General features: G+C 65.0%; 19 protein-coding genes. 15 read left to right on the top strand and 4 right to left on the bottom strand.

Going from position 1 to position 21,565, the window contains the following annotated elements:
* The first annotated feature begins 5 nt into the window (after positions 1–5).
* From GS_RS12720 to rsgA, 3 genes are all read left to right on the top strand, one after another.
* On the top strand, positions 6–437 hold the full coding sequence (locus tag GS_RS12720; RefSeq protein WP_010943168.1) for an ABC transporter substrate-binding protein: 432 nt from the start codon (positions 6–8) through the stop codon (positions 435–437).
* Entirely contained in the window at positions 434–3,595 is a 3,162-nt protein-coding gene (locus tag GS_RS12715) for a PAS domain S-box protein (protein ID WP_010943167.1), read from the top strand. Before GS_RS12720 ends, GS_RS12715 begins: the two co-directional genes overlap by 4 nt.
* Before the next feature lie 138 nt (positions 3,596–3,733).
* Positions 3,734–4,810, top strand: a complete 1,077-nt coding sequence (rsgA, locus tag GS_RS12710) for a ribosome small subunit-dependent GTPase A (protein WP_010943166.1) — start codon at positions 3,734–3,736, stop codon at positions 4,808–4,810.
* Positions 4,811–4,819: 9 nt separating this feature from the next.
* Here rsgA and fusA read toward each other — a convergent pair whose 3' ends face one another.
* On the bottom strand, positions 4,820–6,889 hold the full coding sequence (gene fusA, locus GS_RS12705) for an elongation factor G (RefSeq protein WP_010943165.1): 2,070 nt from the start codon (positions 6,887–6,889) through the stop codon (positions 4,820–4,822).
* Between the two features lie 232 nt (positions 6,890–7,121).
* Between fusA and GS_RS12700 the strand changes: the two genes are divergently transcribed.
* From GS_RS12700 to GS_RS12685, 4 genes are all read left to right on the top strand, one after another.
* Complete coding sequence (locus tag GS_RS12700) at positions 7,122–9,002, top strand: DUF6600 domain-containing protein (RefSeq protein WP_010943164.1); 1,881 nt, start codon at positions 7,122–7,124, stop codon at positions 9,000–9,002.
* Positions 9,003–9,092: 90 nt separating this feature from the next.
* On the top strand, positions 9,093–10,394 hold the full coding sequence (locus tag GS_RS12695) for a nitrite/sulfite reductase (RefSeq protein WP_010943163.1): 1,302 nt from the start codon (positions 9,093–9,095) through the stop codon (positions 10,392–10,394).
* Positions 10,395–10,582: 188 nt separating this feature from the next.
* Complete coding sequence (locus tag GS_RS12690) at positions 10,583–11,317, top strand: hypothetical protein (RefSeq protein ID WP_010943162.1); 735 nt, start codon at positions 10,583–10,585, stop codon at positions 11,315–11,317.
* A complete protein-coding gene (locus tag GS_RS12685; protein ID WP_010943161.1) occupies positions 11,317–11,820 on the top strand; it encodes a nitroreductase in 504 nt (167 codons plus the stop codon). The genes GS_RS12690 and GS_RS12685 overlap by 1 nt, the downstream gene beginning before the upstream one ends.
* Positions 11,821–11,841: 21 nt before the next feature.
* On the opposite strand, the gene GS_RS12680 is transcribed toward GS_RS12685, so the two are convergent.
* Together GS_RS12680 and GS_RS12675 are read right to left on the bottom strand one after the other, a co-directional pair.
* Entirely contained in the window at positions 11,842–13,236 is a 1,395-nt protein-coding gene (locus GS_RS12680) for a sigma-54-dependent transcriptional regulator (RefSeq protein WP_010943160.1), read from the bottom strand.
* A 33-nt stretch (positions 13,237–13,269) separates the two neighbouring features.
* A complete protein-coding gene (locus GS_RS12675) occupies positions 13,270–14,166 on the bottom strand; it encodes a selenium metabolism-associated LysR family transcriptional regulator (protein ID WP_010943159.1) in 897 nt (298 codons plus the stop codon).
* Between the two features lie 126 nt (positions 14,167–14,292).
* Between GS_RS12675 and GS_RS12670 the strand changes: the two genes are divergently transcribed.
* From GS_RS12670 to GS_RS12635, 8 genes are all read left to right on the top strand, one after another.
* A complete protein-coding gene (locus tag GS_RS12670) occupies positions 14,293–14,655 on the top strand; it encodes a hypothetical protein (RefSeq protein WP_164930453.1) in 363 nt (120 codons plus the stop codon).
* On the top strand, positions 14,652–14,810 hold the full coding sequence (locus GS_RS12665) for a hypothetical protein (protein WP_164930452.1): 159 nt from the start codon (positions 14,652–14,654) through the stop codon (positions 14,808–14,810). The genes GS_RS12670 and GS_RS12665 overlap by 4 nt, the downstream gene beginning before the upstream one ends.
* Before the next feature lie 16 nt (positions 14,811–14,826).
* Positions 14,827–15,414, top strand: a complete 588-nt coding sequence (gene yedF / locus GS_RS12660; RefSeq protein WP_010943158.1) for a sulfurtransferase-like selenium metabolism protein YedF — start codon at positions 14,827–14,829, stop codon at positions 15,412–15,414.
* Positions 15,415–15,463: 49 nt separating this feature from the next.
* Positions 15,464–16,225, top strand: a complete 762-nt coding sequence (locus GS_RS12655; RefSeq protein ID WP_010943157.1) for an acyl-CoA dehydratase activase — start codon at positions 15,464–15,466, stop codon at positions 16,223–16,225.
* A gap of 33 nt (positions 16,226–16,258) precedes the next feature.
* Positions 16,259–17,422, top strand: a complete 1,164-nt coding sequence (locus GS_RS12650) for a double-cubane-cluster-containing anaerobic reductase (protein ID WP_010943156.1) — start codon at positions 16,259–16,261, stop codon at positions 17,420–17,422.
* Between the two features lie 27 nt (positions 17,423–17,449).
* Positions 17,450–17,872, top strand: coding sequence for a rhodanese-like domain-containing protein (locus GS_RS12645; protein ID WP_010943155.1), 423 nt, complete (start codon positions 17,450–17,452; stop codon positions 17,870–17,872).
* On the top strand, positions 17,869–19,866 hold the full coding sequence (locus GS_RS12640; RefSeq protein ID WP_010943154.1) for a rhodanese-like domain-containing protein: 1,998 nt from the start codon (positions 17,869–17,871) through the stop codon (positions 19,864–19,866). The genes GS_RS12645 and GS_RS12640 overlap by 4 nt, the downstream gene beginning before the upstream one ends.
* Positions 19,867–19,982: 116 nt before the next feature.
* Positions 19,983–20,726, top strand: a complete 744-nt coding sequence (locus GS_RS12635) for a rhodanese-like domain-containing protein (protein WP_010943153.1) — start codon at positions 19,983–19,985, stop codon at positions 20,724–20,726.
* A 304-nt stretch (positions 20,727–21,030) separates the two neighbouring features.
* Here the strand turns inward: GS_RS12635 and GS_RS12630 are convergent, their stop codons facing one another.
* Complete coding sequence (locus GS_RS12630) at positions 21,031–21,456, bottom strand: c-type cytochrome (RefSeq protein ID WP_010943152.1); 426 nt, start codon at positions 21,454–21,456, stop codon at positions 21,031–21,033.
* Positions 21,457–21,565 lie beyond the last annotated feature (109 nt).

Here is a 21,565-nt window from a genome sequence, read left to right as displayed (position 1 = left end):
ATGCGATGAGGTATTGTCTGGACGTCATCCTTGTGGTCCTGCTGGTTGCCGTCTCCGTTCCGGAGGCGGCGCGAGCGGCCGACTACGTCCTCGTCGTCAACCGCGATAACCCGGTCAAGACCCTGACCGAACAGGAAGCCCGCCTCATGTTCTTGGGAAAGAAAACGGCCTGGCCCGATGGCCGCTCGGTCACCATCGTGCTCCAGGATGGTAAAAAGGCTCACTCCTCATTTGTACAGGGTGTGCTCCACCGTTCGTCCCAGCAGTACGGCATTTACTGGAAGAAGGCGCTGTTCACGGGTACGGCCATTCCGCCGCGCACCCTGAAGGGGGATGCCGACGTGAAGGCGTTCGTGGCCACCACCCCCACTGCCATCGGCTATATCTCCCCCGAAACGGTCGATGCGTCGGTCAGGGTCCTGGAGGTTCGCCAATGAAGCTCCCCCGCAGTATCCGCACCAAGGTGTGGCTCTGTGTTCTCGTGGCCTTCGTGGGTTACCTGATCGCAACCCTTTCCAGTTACTACTCCAATCTACTTTTTTCCCACAACCTCGACCACCTCAAGCGGGTCGAATTTCCCCTGGCCCTCAATGGGAACGATATCCTGAGCCTCTACCGCAAGCAGTTGAAGCTCTACGAGGATGCCTTTGTCACCGGCGAGCGGGATGAAGCGCTCAGGGCCAATGAACTGGGGCGCGAGATCGTGACGAGCCTGGCCCGGGTAGCTGAGCTCACCCGGGAGGACACCGAGCACCGCTATGGCGACGTCGAGGCGCTCAAGTCCCGCTACGAGGCCTATTTCCGGAAGGCGACGGAGCTGTATCCCCGGGTGCTCGGCAGCACCGACACGTTCCTGAGCGGAGAGATCGCCCGTCTCGGGGCGGACGGCCGCTTGATCCTGGTGGACTTCGAGCGGATGTCGCGGGATTACGTCACCTCGGTCGAGCACCAGATCGAGCGCAACCGTGCGCTTGCCCGCGATACCTCGATCTATCTTTTCGTCCTGTTCGGGATGGTGGTACTGCTGGCGGCGCCTGCCATCACCTTTGTGGCCAACCGGCTCCTGATCCGCCCCCTGGAAGAGCTGCGCGGCATGGTTACCTCCTTTGCCGGGGGCAGTCTGGACCTTTCCGGACTCCCTGACTACGATGCCGGAGACGAGATCGGCTCCCTCTGCGCCTCGTTCAGGTCCATGGTGGAGGGGCTCCAGGAGACCACGGTCTCCCGCGACTACGTGGACAATATCATCGAGAGCATGAGCGACTGCCTGATAGTGGTCGACACCCGCGCCGCCATCCGGCGGGTGAATCGCGCCGCCCTGACCATGCTCGGCTACGATGAGGAGCAGTTGCTCGGCATGCCGGTCGGTGTCATCTTCGCCTGGGAACGTGACAAGGAGCGCCTGCGGACCGAGGGGCTCAGGTGCTTTGTGGAGTCCATCGGCTCCAGTCCGGCCGAATTCACCTTCCTGAGCAGCGACGAACGCCGGACCCCGGTACTGCTCTCCGCGTCTCCCATGTTAGGCCGTGACGGCTCGTTCCAGGGATCGGTCTTCGTTGCGGTGGACATCGGGGAGAGGAAGCGGACCGAGCAGGCCCTGCGGGAAAACGAGCAGCACCTGAAGAACATCCTCGATTCCATCCACGCGGGAATCCTTGTCATCGACCCCCAGGATCACCGGATCGTGGATGCCAACACCTTTGCCCTGGACATGATCGGGGCGCCCAAGGGGCTCGTGGTGGACCGGATCTGCCACAATTTCGTCTGTAGCGCCGTTCAGGGCGCCTGTCCCATCACCGACCTGCTCGAAAACATGGACAACTCGGAGCGGCGCCTGCTGCGGTTCGACGGCACGTCCATCCCGATCCTCAAATCGGTGGTGCCGGTCACCTACCAGGGAAGGAAGCTGCTGATCGAGAGCTTCATCGATATCTCCGAGCGCAAGTGGGCCGAAGAAATGCTCCGCTACCTCACCGAGGGGACGGCTTCGGTGACGGGCGAGGAGTTTTTCCGTTCGCTCGTCCGGCGTCTCTCCTCGGCCCTCGGGACCCGGTTCGCCTTTGTCACCCGCCTGCTGGACGGTTCTCCCGCCCGGATGCGCACCCTGGCCTTCTGGACCGGCAACGGCTACTGTCCCACCATGGAGATGCCCCTGAACGGCACCCCCTGCGAACGGGTCATCGCTGACAGCGACATCCTGTTCCATCCCAGCGGCTTGGGACAGCTCTATCCCTCCGCCGAAACCATGAAGCGAATGGGTGTCGAGAGCTTCCTGGGCGTGCCGCTGTTCGATTCCCGCGGCACCGCCATCGGCCACCTGGCGGTTCTGGACGATAAGCCCATGCGCGAGGACGAGGGGCACCGCTCCCTGTTGCGGATATTCGCGGCCCGGGCCGGGGCGGAGCTCGAGCGGATGAGGTGGGACGAGGCCCTGCGCGAAAGCGAGACCCGCTACAAGGATCTCTTCGAAAACGCCAACGACCTGATCCAGAGCGTGTCACCCTCGGGCGAGATCCTCTACGTGAACCGGGCCTGGCGCGAAACGCTCGGCTACAGCGAGGAGGAGGTGAAGGGGCTCACCTTTGATCAGATCATCGATCCGGAGTGCATTGGCCACTGCATGGGCGAGTTCCGCAGGGTCATGGAGGGCCAGAGCCTGGAGGCGGTGGAGGCCCGGTTCATGGCGAAAGATGGCCGCTCCATCCTGGTGGAGGGGAGTGTCAACTGTAACGTGGTGGACGGCAAGCCGCTGGCCTCCCGGGGGATTTTCAGGGATATCACCGAGCGGAAGCACCATGAGGACACGCTCCGGAAATACGCGACAGAGCTTGAGCAGACCAACGAGGAACTGAAGGACTTCGCCTATATCGTCTCCCACGACCTGCGCGCGCCGCTGGTCAGCATCAAGGGGTTCTCCATGGAGCTGGTTACGGCTATGGATGAGCTCAGGGGGGTCATAGCGGAGCTTTCCCCGAACATCGAGATGATGACCCGCGAGCGGCTCCGCCGGCTCTTCGAGCAGGATATCGACGAGGCGGTCGGCTTCATCAACTCCTCGTCCCAGCGCATGGATACCCTCATCACCGCCATTCTCAACCTGTCGCGCCTCGGTCGCAGGGAACTCAAGACGGAACCGGTCGACATGGGCGCTGTCGTGCGTTCGATCCTCGACTCCCTGGCCCATCAGATCGAGACGAACCGTACCGAAGTGGCGATCCGCGACCTTCCGGTCATCACCGCGGACCGGATTGCCATGGAACAGATCATGGGCAACCTGCTGGACAACTCCCTCAAGTACCTGGAGCCCGGGCGGCCGGGCCGTCTGGAGATCTGGGCCGATGTGGGCGGCGAGGAGTGCGTCTTCCATGTGAAGGACAACGGGCGCGGCATCAGGGAGGAAGAAATCCCCCGGGTCTTCGAACTGTTCCGCCGCGCCGGCCGGCAGGATGTCCCCGGCGAGGGGATGGGGCTGGCCTTCGTGAAGACCCTGGTGCGGCGGCTGGGTGGCCGCATCTGGTGCGAGTCCGAACCGGGCGTGGGGAGCACGTTCAGCTTCACCCTGCCGTCTTCCTTTTCTCACAAACTCCCGCTATAGTAGTTCTGCTTTGTTGCACGACTTTTTCCTCCGGGTGAGCCCCCGGTCCCCTTAGGGGCCGCCCGGAGGAAAAGTGATAACGTAACAGCAGACCCCTCAGCGGTTCCTTCCCACGAGGATGTGAGCATAAGGACTCTCATGGAATTACTTGTAAAAATGGGATGGGACGACTGGTTCGCCGCCCATGCCGGGGCGTCTTCCGACGCCGGCCGGCCGGGGCGGGTCGTTGCCGAGCAGCGCGGCGAATACCGGGTGCGCACGGCCGACGGCGAGGTGGCGGCCATCCTCACCGGCCGCGCCATGCGGGAGACGGCCGGCGATCGGCTCGAACGGCCGGTGGTGGGCGACTGGGTGATTGTGGAGCCCGTTGCCGGCGACAGCACCGTCCTGGTGCGGGCCGTTCTGCCCCGCCGCACCATCCTGGCCCGCCGTGAGTCGGGCCGTGGGGCCGAGGTTCAGCCGGTTGCCGCCAACGTCGACATCGTCTTCATCGTAGCCGGCCTGGATGGCGCCCTCAACCTTCGCCGGCTCGAACGGTTCCTGGCCGCGGCCCGCGAGAGCGGCGCCGAACCGGTGGTACTGCTCACCAAGAGCGATCTGGCCGGTGATCCGGCCGCACCGGCGGAGGAGGCCGCAACGGTCGCTCCCGGCATCCGGGTCATGACCGTCAGCTCCCTGGACGGCGCCGGTGTCGACGAAGTCGGAGCCCTTCTCGCCCCCGGTGTGACCGCCTGCTTCATCGGACCGTCCGGCGTGGGCAAGTCGAGCTTGGTCAACCTGCTGGCAGGAGATCCGGTCATGGCCATCGGCGCGGTGCGCGAGCGGGACGCCAAGGGGCGCCACACCACCACCCATCGTCAGCTTATCCTCCTGCCGGGCGGGGGAATCGTCATCGACACACCGGGGATGCGGGAATTCGGCCTCTGGCAGGTGGACGAGGGGATCGACGCGGCGTTCCCCGAGATCGCGGAGCTGGCCGCCGGCTGCCGTTTTCACGACTGTTCCCACCGGCACGAGCCCGGCTGTGCCGTCCGCACCGCCCTGGCCGAGGGCGGGCTGGATCCGGGCCGCTACGGCAGCTATCTCAAGCTTCGGCTGGAAGAAGAAACCATGGCAACCCTGGCCGATGCCGAGGGGCGGCGGGAGCGCAAGAAGGGGGAGCGCCGCATGGCCAAGGGGTTGCGGGCGGTGCTGCGCAAGAAGGGAAAGAAGTAGCCGTCCGGTTCACGCCTCCAGGCCGAAGCGCCGCAGCACCTCGATCGGGGCCCGATCGTAGTGGGAGAATTCCATGGTGTAGGTGCCGCGCCCCTTGGTGGCGCTGCGCAGTTCGGTCATGTAGCCGAACATTTCCGCCAGGGGGACCGACGCCCGGATGGTCTCCGTGTCGCCCTGGCTGCTGATTCCTTCGATCCGTCCCCGCTTCTGCTGAACCGACCCGAGGACCTTGCCGGCATAGTCGGCCGGGATGACGATTTCCAGGTTCATGACCGGCTCCAGGAGCGTGGGCCCCGCGTCCCGGGCCGCCAGCATGAGCCCCCTGCCTGCCGCCGCCCGAACCCCCGCGTCAGTGGTAACGCCCGGCTCCACCGGAATCGCCGCCACCCGTACCTCCAGATCGGTGAGGGGGTAGCCGGTGCGGGCCCCGGCAGAGCAGGCCCGGCCGATGCTGTCGGCCACCGCGTCCCGCAACTCCTTGCCGATGCCCAGTTCCGCGGCGTCCGGCACGTTCACCCGCACCCCGGCCCCTCGCGGCAGGGGCGACAGCTGCAGCAGAACCTCTCCCCCCTGGACTTTTCCCTCATGCTCGGCCCGGAAGATCTCCCGCCGCTCCACCGCCCGGGTGATGGTTTCCCGATAGACCACCTGGGGTCGTCCGGTCTTAACTCCTACGCCGAATTCCCTCTGCAGCCGGTCCACAACCACTTCCAGGTGGAGTTCACCCATGCCGGTGAGAATGGTCTGGCCCGTTTCTTCGTCCTCGTGGACCCGGAAGGTGGGGTCTTCCCACTGGAGCTTCTCCAGGGCCGGCAGGAGCTTGTCCCGGTCGTCGACCCCACGCGCCTCCACCGCCAGCGATACCACCGGCTCCGGCACGGCCAGTCCCTCCAGCACGATCCGGTGGGCCGGGTCGCAGAGGGTGTCGCCGGTCAGCACCTCCTTGAGCCCTGCCGCCGCCACGATGTCGCCGGCGGCCGCCTCCTCGATCTGTTCCCGCTTGTGGGCATGCATCCGGAAGAGCCGGGCGAGCTTCTCGAAGCACCCCCGGGAGCTGTTCCAGACCGCGCCGCCCGCTTTGATGGTGCCCGAATAGACCCGGAGATAGGTGAGCTTGCGTCCATCCTCCGACTGGACCTTGAAGGCCAGGGCGCAGAAGGGGCCGCCGGGGTCGCAGGGGAGTTCGTCAACGGTTTCGCTGCCGGGACGTTTGCCCTTAGCAGGGGGAACGTCAAGGGGCGAGGGGAGAAAGTCGACCACGGCGTCCAGCAATGGCTGGATCCCTTTGTTCCGGAGGGCAGAGCCCAGGAGCACCGGGAAGATGCGGCAGGCCAGGACGCCGAGCCTGAGTGCGCCCCGCAGCCGGGCGGCGGTGATATCCTTGCCTTCCAGGAGATCGGCGAGGATGGCGTCGTCGAAATCGGCGGCCGCCTCGGCAACGGCATCCCGGCCCTCGCGGGCCGCGTCCAGCAGGTCCGCAGGCACGGGACCCCGGCTGACCGTTCGTCCCTGGTCCCCGTCGGCAAAGGTAATCAGCTCCTCGGCAAGGAGGTCGATCACCCCGCGGAAGCCGGTTTCTTCGCCCACGGGGAGTTGGAGAAGCACCGGCCGGGCCTTGAGCTTCTCTTCCATCTGACGCAGGGTGCCCCGCAGGTCGGCGCCGACCCGGTCCATCTTGTTGATGAAGCAGATGCGGGGGACCCCGTAGCGGTCGGCCTGCCGCCAGACCGATTCGCTCTGGGGCTGGACCCCCTCCACGGCGCTGAAGATGGTCACTGCGCCGTCGAGGACCCTGAGGCTCCGTTCCACTTCAATGGTGAAATCGATGTGTCCGGGCGTGTCCACCAGGTTGAGCCGGTGGTTACGCCAGGTGCAAACGGTGGCGGTGGAGGTGATGGTGATTCCCCGTTCCTGCTCCTGGGGCATCCAGTCCATGACCGCCTCGCCGTCGTGGACTTCGCCCATCTTGTGGGTTTCACCGGTGTAGAAGAGGATGCGTTCGGACACCGTGGTCTTGCCGGCGTCGATGTGGGAGATGATGCCGATGGTGCGGACCTGGTCGAGGGGGGGGCGGGCCATGGGACCTCCGGGACGCGAATTGTCCGACAGTATAGCGAAAAGGAGCGGTCTTTGCCAGATGGATGGAGGGTGCGTTGCGCCCCGCCCGTCCATCGCTAGAATTGTAAAACAGCCCGGTATCCCGCCGGGGTGCTGTGTGCCGGTAATTCCGGTCAGTTGGGTCGCAGCCGGCGGCCGTGACCGGAATCCTTCCGCAGAGCACCCGCCCGGGACGCCTGAGGGGAGGTTGATCATGGGAATCGTGAGTCGCGCAGCAGCGTTGTGCGCCATTGTGATCCTCTGGGTCGCGTCGGTTGTCGGCGCGGCCGAGCTTGGTACTGCCCGGCTTTCGCTGGTGGCGGGAGACGTGCAGATACTCACCGAGGACACCAATGAGTGGGTAGCGGCGGCGGTCAATACGCCGCTGGCCGAAGGAGACCGGCTCTGGTCGCCGGACGGGAGCCGGGCGGAGATCCAGGTGCGGGGAGGAGTCCAGGTGCGGGTCGATGCCCGGACCGCCCTCGACATCGTCGACCTGGGCCGGGAATCGTTCCAGCTCAGCCTGGCCGAAGGACGGGCCTATCTCACCAATCGCAAGGGCGGGGTCGACCGCATCCGGGTCGACACCCCCTACGCCTCGACCGGCATTTACGACAACTCCATCGTCATGGTTGACGCCACGAGCGGAGGGACCGCGGTCGTGGCAGTGATCAAGGGCTATGCCGTGGTGGAGACCCGCCAGGGCACGACACGCGTCTCCGCCGGCAGCGAGCTGCGGCTGAGGGCCGACGAGCAGGCGGAGATCGCCCCGATCGGCTCGCCCGACGAGTGGGAAACCTGGAACCGGAAGCGGGACCGGCTGCTGGCCGATGCGGCTGAAAGCCTCCGTTACGTTCCCGACGAACTGGACGACTACGCGGCTGACCTGGACGCCAACGGCCGGTGGCTCTACGCGAGGGAGTACGGCTACGTCTGGTCGCCCCGGGTCTCAGCCGCCGTGGACTGGGCCCCCTATCGGCTGGGGCGGTGGACGTGGGTGCGTGGCTCCTACGTCTGGATCTCCTATGAGCCCTGGGGGTGGGCACCCTACCATTACGGGCGGTGGGTATTCGTGTCCCGGGTCGGCTGGTGCTGGGTGCCTCCCTCCCGTGGCGCCGCCTACTGGGGGCCTGGGTACGTGGGGTGGGTGTACAGCTCGGACACCGTGGCCTGGGTCCCGCTGGCGCCAGGGGAGATTTACTACGGCATCGGCTTTTACGGCCCCTTCAGCGTTGATATCACGAACGTGGCGGTGAATCCGGTAGTGGTCCGCACATACCGCCACATTCACGTCCGCAACGCCGTCACCATCATCGACCGGGACACATTCATCACGGGGAGGAGAGGGCGTTCGATTGCGCGGGAGAACCCGTTCATCTCCGCCAGAGTCGAGGTCGGTCCCCCGGCCATCAGGCCCGCCCGGGAAACCCGGCGCCCCATCGACAAGCGGATAGCACCCGAACGGCAGCCGCCGGAGCGCATCAGGAAGCTGAAACCGGAGGAGGTACGGCGCGACCGCCGCACGGTTCCCGGCGACGCCGGATCGGTCTTCAGCCCCGGCCGCCAGGCCGACGAAATGCGGGTCAAGCGCCGCGAAACGCCGCATCGCCAGGAAGCCGCGCCGGCGCCGTCCGGCAGTCGGCAGGGCGGAAAAGGTGCCGGGCTTCCCTCCGGTCGCGAACGGACACCAGAAGGGAAGGGACGCAACGCTCCCCCGCCCCCGGTACCGCGCGCCGTTCCCGGCAAGGCGCCGTCCCCCCCGCCACGCCCGGATGATGCGGTGCGTCAGCCCCGCGTCCAGCAACGGTCGCCCCAGGTGAAGACGCCCGCCCCCGACACAAGGAAGCAGATGCCGGAGGTAAAGAAGCAGGTGCCGGAGATGAAAAGGCAGGCCCCCGCCCCCGAGGAGCAGACACCGCAGGTAAAGCCGGCGCCCCCCGCCGGTGCCGGCGGCCAGGGGCGGGAAATCTCGAATCGTCCCGCACCCCGCCCGGAACAGGCCCGCGAGCCCGAACTCCAGCGTCCGGCCCGGGAGCGGCGGGACGAGGGACAGGGAAAGGATCGAAAAAAGTACGGCAGAGATGATCGGGAATAGTGCGGTATATTTGGGTGGGTATTTTATGGTTTAAAGTGCAGTATTTTTGTGGTACTCTTTGGCTAAAATTATTTACCAAAGAGGTAGGCAATGCGATTCGATCCGCAACAGCTCAGAATTGACGGCGTGTATGCCCAGCGACAACCCGGGACCTTCATGCTCCGGATAAAGGTGCCGGCGGGCATTCTTTCAGCGGAGCAGGCCGAGGCGGTGGCCGACATCGCCGACCGGTTCGCCGGCGGCCTGCTCCATCTTACCACCAGGGGAAGCATCGAGCTGCACGGCCTCACCGAGGATCACCTTTCATCGGTCTGGCGCGGCCTTGCCGCCGTGGGCCTCACCTCCCGCGGCGCCTGCGGCGGGGCGGTGCGCGGGGTGGTCTGCGGCTCGGTCACCGCCGCGGCCTGGCCCCTGGTCCAGTCACTGGCCCACAAGCTCCATCTGCACTTTACCCGCAATCCCCATTTCGAGGCGCTGCCTAAAAAATTCAAGATCGGCGTTTTTACCGGCGATAACGAGGGGCGGCACCTGATCCAGGACCTGTCGCTCGTGCACCGGGAGAACGAGGCCGATGCACCGCGCTACGATGTCTGGGCAGCCGGCGGCCTCGGCCGGGAACCCTCGCCGGCATTCCTGGTGGAGGAGGCGGTGGCCGAGGATCGGATCATCCCCCTGGTGGAGGCCATTGTCCGGGTCTACAAGGAGCGTGCGCCCAAGGGAAAGCGTCTCAAGCATCTGGTCCGCGACCTGGGCCGCGAGGACTTCCTCGCCTTGGTGGCGGAGCGCCGGGGAGACCAGCCTCTGCCCCTGGCCGACTCCTTCAGCGGCGAGCTGTTCCCGTCCGTCGCCGCCGGCGGCGTCTGCGTGGAGGCACCGGTCTTTGCCGGCGAACTGACAACGGGCGGCCTGCGGTCCTTGGCCGCCGTGGCCCGTGACGTTGCCGGCGGCTTCATGGTGCTCACCGGTGATCAGAACGTGCGCTTCCTCCTGCCCGAATCCGTGCGCCGTCAGGATGCCCTCGACGCCGTGGCCGCCGCCGGATTCGCTGCGGACCGTCCCGAACAGCGGGTAGCCTTCCGCATCTGCCCCGGCAGCCACGAATGCGCCATGGGACTCGCGCCGACCAGGGACGTGGCCCGGGCTGTTATCGGCGCCATGGGTGACGATGCCGCGGCGCTCCGGTGGTCCATATCCGGCTGCCCCAACTCCTGCTCCCAGCCCCAGCTTGCCCGGGTGGGGATCGTCACCGCCAAGAGCGTCAAGGGAGAGGACGGACAACGCCGCCCCCTCTTCGACCTCTATCGCCGCGAGGATGACGGCAGCCTTGGTGTTGTGGTCGGGAGCGGACTCGAACTGGAAGAACTCGTGGCGGCCGTGCGTCTCGAACGCTGACCGGTACCGCGTAGTTATGCCGGAGGGACGGATTGGCATGTAAATTGTAGATTTGCATTACCTAACGAGTTGTATTATACAGAACGAGGTAGTGCGAAAGATCTGCAATGGCCGTAACTCTCCGGAGAAGCTTTTATTTCGCGGAGAGGGCCGCAGTGTCGGTGTAAGCCAATTGACGGGAGGTTGACGTGGAGTTTCTCCATAATGTCACCATAGTGACTATCGTTGAGGTCTTCTTCTGGCTGATCGCCGCCATCATCAGCATCTATTTCAGCATCGGCAACGCCCGCCTCTGGACTAGCATCGCCATCGGCTTCTGCCTCATTTTCTTCAGCCAGGTCTACGCGCTCAACCCCTTTTCCATGTACCACCATCTGGCGGCGATCCACTACGTGATCAGCACCATCGCCATCATTGTGCTGACATTCGGGTTCAGGGAGTACTACCTCTTCACCCGGACCCTTGAAATAACCGGCAGCAAGCGCACCGTTGCCATCCTGACCGTGGGGGCCATCGCACTGTCGGCCCTGCTCATTTACACCAACCCGCCGCCGTCCGATTACGTCCTGCGCCAGATCAGGATGATCGACAACGCCAACTGGGTTTTTCTTTCCATCGTCAACTTCGACATGATTCTGAAGATTTACCGCCAGATCAAGGACTCCCCCATCTCCGGCGGATTCATCGCCTTCGGGGTTGCCTTTGTCTGCCTGTTCCTCTGGAAGGGGTCGGCCCTCTACCTCCAGGTCTACCAGTGGGACCCGGAGTGGGTTGACCTGATCGAATTCCTGGGCGGGGCTTCCAACGCGGCCGACTTTCCGGGCCGGATAGCCTTTTCCATGTCGGTCCACCAGGCCATGAGCCTCGTTTCGGCCATGACGGTGGGAGGATCGTTCATCTACCTGTGGCGGTTGATGCGCTGATGGAACTGCTCGAGGGAATTCTTTCGCGCCGCAGCGTGCGGCAATTCACCGATGAACCGGTGAGCCCCGCAGAGGTGGAGGATATCCTCCGGGCCGGGGCATGGGCACCGTCCGGGCTCAACAATCAGCCGTGGCGGTTCGCCGTGGTCCGCGACCGGGAAAAGCTCCGGTCCCTGGCGGGGCTCACCCGCTACCGCCACATCGTGGAAGGAGCGCCGGTCAGCATTGCGGTGTTCTGCGACCGGGACGCCATGTACCACGAGACCAAGGACCATCAGGCCATCGGAGCCTGCCTCCAGAACATGCTGCTCGCGGCCCACGCCCTGGGGCTCGGGGCCGTGTGGCTGGGCGAGATACTGAAGAGCGCCGGTCAGGTGCGCGACCTGCTGGGGCTCCCTCCGAATCTGGAGCTCATGGCGGTGATCGCCGTGGGCCGTCCGTCCGGGGTCCCCCACCACTCGGACCGCAAGCCCCTGTCAGAGCTGATCGTCGCTGAATTCTGACTCCGCAGTACCTGCCGCTTCCTATCCCCCGTCGCTCCCCCCCCCGTGCAATCCGTGCCGTGTCATCTTGTAGCGTAGCGTTCCGCGCGGAATCTTGAGAATCTGGGCCGCCTGCAGCACGTTGTTGCCGGTCATGGCCAGGGCCGCAGCGATGAGCTGCTTTTCGTAGCGGTCGGTGGCCGCTTCGAGCCCCTGGGCCAGATCCGCGCTTACATCCGTGGCCGGCGGGGCAACGCTCCCCTCGGTCTGCTTGATTTCGGGCGGAAGGTGGTTCGGGGTCAGTTCCGGGCCGTCGTGCATGATGCAGATCCGCTCGATGACGTTTTTCATCTCGCGGATGTTGCCGGGCCAGGGGTGCGTTTCCAGCAGCCGCAGGGCCTCGGCCGAGATGATCTGGAAGCTGCGGTTGAAGGTGCGGCCGTAACGGTCCAGGTAGAATTTCGCCAGGACCGGGATATCCTCTTTCCGCTCCCGCAGCGGCGGGATGTGGATGGGGAACACGTTGAGACGATAGTAGAGGTCTTCCCTGAAGTTCCCTTCGCGGATGGCGTCGCGCAGGTTGCGGTTGGTGGCGGCGATCACCCGCACGTCGATGTCGATGTTCCGCGTTCCGCCGACCCGCCTGATCTTCCGGTCTTCCAGCACCCGCAGCAGCTTGGCCTGGATGGAGACATCCATCTCGCCGATCTCGTCCAGAAAGATGGTCCCCTTGTGGGCTTCTTCAAAAAGGCCCGGCTTGCGCTGGCTGGCATCGGTGAACGCCCCCTTCTCGTGGCCGAAGAGTTCGCTTTCCAGCAGCGAAACCGGCATGGAGGCGCAGTTGATGGCGACGAAGGGGGCCTCGCGCCGGTCCGAAAGGTGGTGAATGGTGCGCGCCACCAGTTCCTTGCCGGTGCCCGACTCGCCGGTGATGAGGACCGTGGAGAGGGGAAAGCGGGCCACCTCCTTGACCTGGCGGATGATCTCCTTCAGCCCCTCGCCGGCCCCCACCAGGGGGACATTTTCGAACAGGGTCAGATCCCCCTTGCGGAGATTGCGGACCTCGCGCCGCAGGGTCTGGGTCTGGAGCGCCAGTTTCACGATGACCCGCAGGGCGTCCGCCTTGAAGGGTTTCTTCATGTAGTGGAACGCGCCCAGCTTCAGGGCGTCCACGGCGCTCTCCACCGAGCCGAAGCCGGTTATGATGATGACGAGGAGCTCCGGGTCCAGGAGTTTCAGCTCCTTGAGGACCTCGATGCCGTCCTCGGTGCCCAGGTTCAGGTCCAGCAGGACCAGGTCAACGTCCTCGTCGGCAACGATCTCGCGGGCCTCCGTGCCGGAGGCGGCGCAGAGAACCTGATAGCCGTCGTCGGTGAGGATCCGCTCCACGTTTTCGCGGATGAACGCCTCGTCGTCTATGATGAGAATCTTTTCCATGGTGCGCGATAGGAGGGAGCGTCGAGCCGCGGGTCAGGCGAGCCGGGTTCCGGTCAGTTCGCCGATGAAGGCGACTGCCGGGGGGGAGAGTTCCCGGCCGGTACGGGCGACGAGATAAAAGGTCCGGGCAATGGTCAGCCCCTCCACCGGCAGTTCGACCAGTTCGCCCCGGGCAAGTTCCTTGCGCACCGACAGCTCCGACACGAACGACAGGCCGAGTCCCGCCGCAACGGCCTGCTTGACCGCCTCGTTGCTTCCCAGGCAGGCGCGGACGTGGAGCTTCTCGGCGGGCAGGCCCGCCCCCGCCAGCGCCTCGGCAACGCTCTTGGCCGTGCCCGACCCCAGCTCGCGGAAGACGAAGCCGTGGTTCGCCAGCTCGGCGAGAGGAACGGCTCCGGTGCCCGCCAGAGGATGGTCCGGGGCGGCGATGAGTCGTATCTCGTCCCGGCCGAGGGGGGTGAAGGTGAACCCCTCCTCGTCGAAACGGCTGCCGATGATGCCCACCTCCGCGTCCTCCCGCTCGATCCGGTCCAGGATGTCGCGGCTGTCCCCCTGGAGCAGCGTCACCTGGACGCCGGGGTGCCGGCCCAGGAACGAGGCGAGCATGGCGGGAATCATGTAGTCGGCGGGAATGGTGCTGCCGCCGATGCGCAACTCCGCCTCCTCAAGTCCCCGGAACCGCCGCATGACTTTGCTGATCTCGCGGCTGCCGGCCACCACTTTCCGGGCGTGCTCCAGCAGGATTTTCCCCCCCTCGGTGAGGAGCGCCCCTCGGCTCGTCCGGTCCAGGAGCCGCACGCCCACCTCGCTCTCCAGGGCGGCAATGTGCTGGCTTACGGTGGACTGGGTAAGGAAGGTGGCTTCGGCGCCACGGGAGAAACTGCCGCTCTCGGCGACGGCCAGAAATACTTCGAGCTGCTTGAGGTTCATGGAGCGCTATCGCCTTTCTCAATTGGAGTTATTTTATATATGAAAAATATCAATTTGACCTGTTTCTGTCAATTAGTCGATAATTTGCATAATTTTATCCTATGAATTTATCACGGAGGGATTCTCATGAAAAGGGAAGAAACGGAGTGCCCGGAATCTTCGGTAGCGGAAGCGGTTTCGAGGGGTGACTTCCTCAGGACCATCGGCATGGGGCTCGGCGCGGCCGGCCTTGCCGGACTCATGGGGGGGCAGGCATTTGCGGGTGATCCGGAAGGGAAGGGCAAATACGTCATCGTCATCACCAATGGCGGCAATGACCCGAACCGTGCCGTCTTTGCCCTGCTCATGGCCCAGGTGGTTGCCGACAAGGGTTGGGGCAAGCTCCACGTCTGGATGACCTGGAAGGGGCCGATCTGGCCAACAGCAACAAGGCCGGGCGGATCGAATCCCCCATCTTCAAGAAGTTCGGCAATGCCGAAAGCATCATGAAAAAGCTCAAGGACAAGGGGGCCTGGTTCGGCGTCTGCCCGCCGTGCGCCGAATATGCCGGCGCCGTGGGGGGCGACAAGTTCGATTTCGTGGAAAAGGCTGCCGGCGACTGGCTCATGAAGAACATCCAGGACTCCTGGGTCCTCTGGATGTAGGAAGGTTACAGCTCGTATGAAAACGATCGATTGCAGGAATATGGCGTGCCCGGCTCCGGTGGTGACCACCAAGCGGGCACTGGAGGAGGCAGGCGGAGAGACCGTGCGGGTGCTCGTCGATGCGGGGGCGCCCCGCGAGAACGTGGCCCGCTTCGCCGCCAACCGGGGATTCAGGGTGGCTGTCGAGGAGGCGGACGGCGGCTTTGCCATCACCATCGGCAGCGGGGAGGGCGCCCCTTCGGCCCCGGCGGAGAACCCCGCGCGGCAGGGCCGGACGGTCATGCTCATCACCTCTGACCGCCTGGGCGACGGCCCCGAGGACCTCGGCCGGCTCCTGATGAAGAGCTTCATCATTACGCTGCTCGACCAGGAGAGTCTCCCTGACCGGATGATGTTCCTCAACTCGGGCGTGCTCCTCACCACCGAAGGGTCGGAGGTGCTTCAGGCGCTGGAGCAGCTGGGCAACCGGGGTGTAGAGGTCCTTTCTTGCGGCGTCTGTCTCGACTTTTTCCACTGCAAGGAGAAACTCGCGGCCGGAACGGTAACCAATATGTTCACCACGGCCGAGGCGCTGCTCACGGCCGGTTCCGTCATTCGCCTGTAATGGGTGCTGATTGTGTGATGCCGCGGCGCTGCTGCGGCGGGAGGCAGATATGGTGAGTGTCGGGATCGACATCGGCTCCACCGCCACCAAGGCAGTCGTGTTCGACGGCATGGTTCGCGGCCGGGCAGTGGTACCCACCGGCTGGGAGCCGCGCGAGGCGGGCCTTCGGGCCTTTCGCGAAGCTCTTTCGTCCGCCGGCCTCCGGGAAGAAAGCGTCTCCCGCGTGGTGGGCACCGGTTACGGCCGGGTATCTCTGCCGTTCAGCGACCAGCGGGTCACGGAGATTTCCTGTCACGCGCGCGGGGCCTGGTACCTGAATCCCGACACCCGCGCGGTCATCGATATCGGCGGCCAGGACAGCAAGGTCATCCTGGTAAGCGACGACGGGTCGGTATCCGACTTCATCATGAACGACAAGTGCGCCGCGGGCACCGGCCGTTTTCTCCAGGTCATGGCGGGCATCCTCGACCTCACCCTCGACGAGCTCGGCTCCCTGGCCGCGTCCAGCGAACCGGTGCCGCTCACCAGCATGTGCACGGTCTTCGCCGAATCGGAAATCATCGGCCTCCTCGCCCAGGGAACGCCCAAGGGCGCCATTGCGGCCGGCATCATCGACGCCATCGCCCGCCGGATGGAAGGGCTGGTGGGGCGGCTGGAAGCCCACGAGGGGATTACCTTCACCGGGGGACTCGCCACCAACGGCTCCATCAGCGGCGTCATCGCCCGGCGGCTGGGGCTTTCCCTGCACGTGCCGGAAGACCCCCAGATCGTGGGCGCCCTCGGCGCCGCCCTCATCGGCTGCAATGCGTAGCATGCCGGTCCGGAAAGAGGCCATCCCGTCGCCATGATACATTCAGAAACCTTTGCCGAGATTGCCACCCTCAAGGAGCGCAATCTCATCGCCCTCAAGGAGGCCAGGGAAGCCGGCCGGCACGCGGTGGGCACCTACTGTCTCTTCTCGCCGACGGAATTGATTCTGGCGGCCGGCGCCATTCCCGTGTCGCTCTGCGGCACGAGCCAGAAGCCGATCCCCGCGGCCGAGAAGGTGCTGCCCCGCAACCTCTGTCCGCTCATCAAGTCGAGCTACGGGTTTGCCGTCACGGACACCTGTCCCTATTTTCACTTTGCCGACTTCCTCCTGGCAGAGACCACCTGCGACGGCAAGAAAAAGATGTATGAGCTCCTGGGGGAGCTCAAGCCGATCCATGTGATGCAGCTTCCCCAGATCCAGGACGAGGCTGCCCTGGACTACTGGCTCATGGAGATCGGTCGGCTCAAGACCCGGCTCGAACGGGAGTTCGGGGTGCGGATCACCGACAAGGCCCTGACCGAAGCCATCCGACTCATGAACGAAGAACGCCGGTCCCTCCAGGCCCTCCAGGATGTCTGCAAGGCCATCCCGTCCCCCATCAGCGGCCTCGACCTGCTGACCGTCCTTCACAACCGCGGCTTTTCCGTGGACCGGCGGGCAGCCATCGAGCTGGTGGACCGGTTCGCGGCTGAGTTGCGGCAGATGGCCGCGGCGGGCATTTCCCCCTTCACCGAATCCACCCCGCGGATTCTGCTCACCGGCGTGCCGGTGGGAGTCGGTTCGGAAAAGCTGATCCGGATCATCGAGGAGAGCGGCGCTTCGGTGGTCTGCCTGGAGAGCTGCGGGGCTTACAAGAAGGTGGAGCAGGTGCGGGAGGGCGGCGACCCGCTTCGGGCCATCGCCGAACGGTACCTGAAGGTGCCCTGCTCATGCATGTCGCCAAATACCGGCCGATTGGAGCTGGTGGAGCGCCTGACGCGCGAATTCCGCGTGGACGGAGTCGTGGACCTGACCTGGCTCGGGTGCCATACCTATGCCGTCGAATCATCGGTCCTGAAGAAGCATCTCCAGCAGCGGACCGGTTTGCCGTTCCTCCAGATCGAAACCGACTATTCGGAGTCGGACACGGGCCAGCTCAAGGTCCGGGTCGAGGCATTCCTCGAAATTGTCCACCGTTCAATGAAGAGGACCGCCTAGGGCGGTCCCGGAAAAAAGGAGAATCGAATGAGAAAAGTAGTAGTGCTGGCAGCAATGATGGTGGTGGCCTTCGCGGTAGCGGCGCTGGCGGCCGATTACCGGTACGTGAATCAGGACACATTCAAGCAGTGGGTCGAAGGCGGCAAGTCCATGGTCATCGTGGACATCCAGACCCCCGAATCGTTCCAGAAGCGCCATTTCAAGGGCTCCCTCGAAACCAACGCCTATCCCGTCAAGAGCGACGAGGAAAAGCAGCGGCTCGACAAGACCCTCGAGCGGATCAACGCCTCCGCCGATGAAGTGGTTATCGTTTGCCCCCGGGGCGGCGGCGGTGCCAAGAACACCTATGACTACCTGAAGTCCCGCGGCGTGGATGAGAAGCGGCTCTTCATCCTTGAAAAAGGAATGGAGGGGTGGCCCCATCCCCAGCTCTGCGAATCGGGCAAATGAGTCATTCCCCCTGGTCCGCCGGTGACGTGGCGACGCGTTGCACCGCCTGCGGCATCTGCGTAGCCGAATGCGCCTTCCTGCGGGAGCACGGCACGCCAAAGGCGCTGGCAGCATCCTTTGACCCCCGGCGACTGGACCAGTCCCATCTCCCCTTCGGGTGCAGCCTGTGCGGCCTCTGCCGCGCGGTCTGCCCCGAAGGGGTCGATCCTGCCGCCCTGTTCCTTGCCATGCGGCGCGCCACCGCCGATGCCGGTACGCTGCAACTGTCTCCCTACCGGGGGCTCCTTTCCTACGAGCGGGCCGGGACATCGAGACTTTTCACCTGGTACGGGCTCCCCGACGGGTGCCGTACGATCTTTTTCCCCGGCTGCGCGCTGCCGGGGACCCGCCCCCGGACAACGCTGAAGCTCTTCGACCTGCTGCGCGGCAGCGAACCATCCCTCGGCATGGTTCTCGACTGTTGCACCAAGCCGTCCCACGACCTGGGACGATCCGGGCACTTTACGGCCATGTTCGGCGAAATGAAGGCCTACCTGCTGGCGCAGGGGGTGAAGACCGTCCAGGTGGCCTGTCCCAACTGCCATGAGGTGTTCTCCCGCTATGCCCCGGAGCTGGAGGTGGTCACCGTTTACGAGGTACTGGCGCGGGCGGGCATCAGCTTCAAACAGACCGAGGGCGCTGTGACCGTGCACGATCCCTGCGTCTCGCGCGATAACGCCGGGGTGCACGCGGCCGTGAGAACGCTGCTGGGCGCAGCCGGGCTCAGGGTTCGGGAAATGCCCCACCACGGCGTCCGGACCCTCTGCTGCGGCGAGGGAGGAGCGGTCCGCTGCACCGCGCCCCGCCTGGCCGGGGCATGGACCTCCCTGCGCGCGGCAGAGGCCGGCGGCAGCACGACGATCACCTACTGTGCCGGCTGCGCCTCGTATCTCGGTCCGCACACGCCCACCAGCCACGTGGCGGACCTGCTTTTCGAACCTGAGGCCGCCCTGGCGGGCAGGGTCAAGGTGGCCAGCGGTCCCCGGACCTACCTGAACCGGTTGCTGCTGAAGAGGCGGTTGCGCCGCAGCCTCCCGGTGGCCTCGTCGCGGGAGCGGACCTTCCGCAGCGCTGCCGATGGCGTCGGCAGCGCTGTCGGCGGGAGACGCGCCGCCGTACTCATCCTCCTGATGCTGGCGGCGGCTGTCCTTGTGGTGATGCTTGCCGTTTCCGGTGCGTCAGCCCGCGATTTCGGGCTGATGGAGCCCCAGACCCTGGCGCGCGCCCCCGGAACCTGGGTGGTGCTCGACGGCCGTCCGCGCTCCGACTGGCAGGCGGGTCACATCCCCGGCGCCCGTTCCTTTTCGTGGGAGAACTACACCAGAACGGACGACAAGGGGGTCCCCTACAAGCTCTGGCCGCCCCGCGACCTCGCCCGGGCCCTGGGATCCATGGGGATCGACGAGCGGACTCCCGTGGTGGTGTACGGGGATGCGGACAAGAGCTGGGGAGGGGAGGGCTGGGCCGCCTGGGTCCTGGCCTGGCTCGGGCACAAGGGCCCCGTGCGGATGCTCAACGGCGGCATCCAGGCCTGGACCGCCGCGGGACTTCCCCTCACGCGAGGCCATGAACGGTACAGCGGCGGCACCCTGACGTACCGCTCTGCCGTTCGGCCCGAGGAAGATATTACCACCGCCGAACTGGAGCGTTCGCTCGGCGCGGTCACGATTATCGATACCCGCTCCTTTTTCGAGCGGCTCGCCGGACGTATCCCAGGCTCGGTGCACATCCCCTGGAACAAGTTCTTTACGGGCAAGGAGCGTCGCCCCCTGGCTCCGGCCGAGGTGCGCAGGCTTCTGGCCAGGAACGGGGTCGATGCGGACCGGCCCGTTGTCTATTACTGTGCCGGGGGAATCCGGTCGGCGTACGCCCTGATGGTGCACGAACTGGCCGGCCTGGGCCCTGCCCGCAATTACGAGGGGGGCATGGAGGAGTGGAAAAGGCTGCACCGCTGATCCGCCGCGGCCCCCGGTCCGGCCGAAGCGATCCGTCTGATGTTGTGTCGCCCCCGCGCGGGGTTATGAAATCCGGGCGTTCCTGCCCGAGCCTGTCACCCAAAGGAGGAAGAACCATGAAACAAATTGTGCAGCGTGCGCTGGCATGCGCCGTCCTGGCCCTCGGCATCCTGGCCGGCGGTGCCGGCTGGGCCGCCGGGGATTACCCGGTCGTGACCACGGACCACCTGAAGGCCATGATCGACGAGAAGCGGGATTTCCTGCTGATCGATGCCCGGACCCCCGAAGAGTATGCGGAAGCGCACATCGTCGGAGCGGTCAACGTGCCGGAGAAGACCTTCGACAGCGCTTCGGCGCAACTCCCGGCCGACAAGGCGAAGCTCATCGTTCTCTACTGCAACGGTATCAAGTGCGGCAAAAGCAAGCGGGTGGCCAAAAAGGTGGAACCCCTGGGCTACACCGCCATTGCCGTTTATAACGAAGGGATGCCGGTCTGGGAAGAGCGGGGTCTCCCCATCGTCAAGGGGGCGGGCTACGGCAGGAAGATCGAGACGACCATAGTCCCGGCAGCCGAGCTGGACCGGATGATCCGCTCCGGCAGCCAGGACTATGTCCTGATCGACGTGAGGGATGATATGGAGTTCGAGGAGGGGCACATCCCCACGGCCATCAATATCCCGGCCGAGCAGCTTGCGGCACGGTCCGACCAACTGCCCAAGGAAAAGAAGATCATTGTCTACTGCAATACGGGCAGCCGCAGCTACATGGCCTACAAGAAGCTGATCGGCCTCGCCTATCCCTCAATATTCCAGTCGCTGTTCGTCGAGTGGAAGGAGGCGGGGCTGCCGGTAGCAAGGTAGTGTCCCGATTGGTACGTTCCTGGTGGTAATTATGGTCGGTTCGATCGCTGTGGCGTCACGGCTGCCTCACGTTGCCGGACGCGTGCGTCGCAGCGCCGGCAGCCGCACTGCCTCGCAATTACTTTCATGGAAGATTGGATCGATAGCGGAGAATGTGATCTGTAAAAGGGTCACCAGAGTCGGTGGCCCTTTTCAATTGGCAGGACTTACGACGGGACGTTGGTGAGAGCGTTGTTTTTCGGGTACATGTCTGAAGGGATGTGGTGGAAGGGCACCGGAAGCGGTGGCCCCTTCCTTTTCGCGGTTATTTGAGGGCGTCGGCAATGGAGTGGAGTTCTTCCGGGGTAAGGTTCACGTGAAAGCCCATGCCGCCCACGTTGTTGTCGATGGCGAAGCGGATCATTTCCGCCGTGGTTCCCTTCATGTTCGCCATGGTGCCGTGGCAACCGGCGCAGTTGCCGGTATAGTAGAGCGTAGCTCCGTCAATGGGGCCTGAACGGCGCGCCTCAGTCCGTGATTTTCGCTCTGCCGGTTGGGGGAGCGGGTAGGCGGGGTCGGCTTGAATTGTCCGTTCGCCGGGTGTGGCTATGATGGCCGGGGTGCGTGGTACCGAACCGTCGGCGGTCCGGCCCGTATTGGCGTCCGCGGTGAATGCCGCCAGCACGCCGATGACCAGGGCCGCTGCGGCTGTAATGTGCCCTCTCGTAACGGTCTGAATTCTTTTAGCCATAGTTTCCTCCCTGAATAGGATGCCTGAATCCGTGTCGTGTGTAGATCATGGCCGGTCTCTATCGGTTAGTGGTCACCTCCCTTCCGTCACCGGCCGGCGCGGCCACGGC

Source organism: Geobacter sulfurreducens PCA (assembly GCF_000007985.2).
Classification (GTDB): Bacteria; Desulfobacterota; Desulfuromonadia; order Geobacterales; family Geobacteraceae; genus Geobacter; species Geobacter sulfurreducens.
This window is presented reverse-complemented; position numbering and strand designations above follow the sequence as displayed.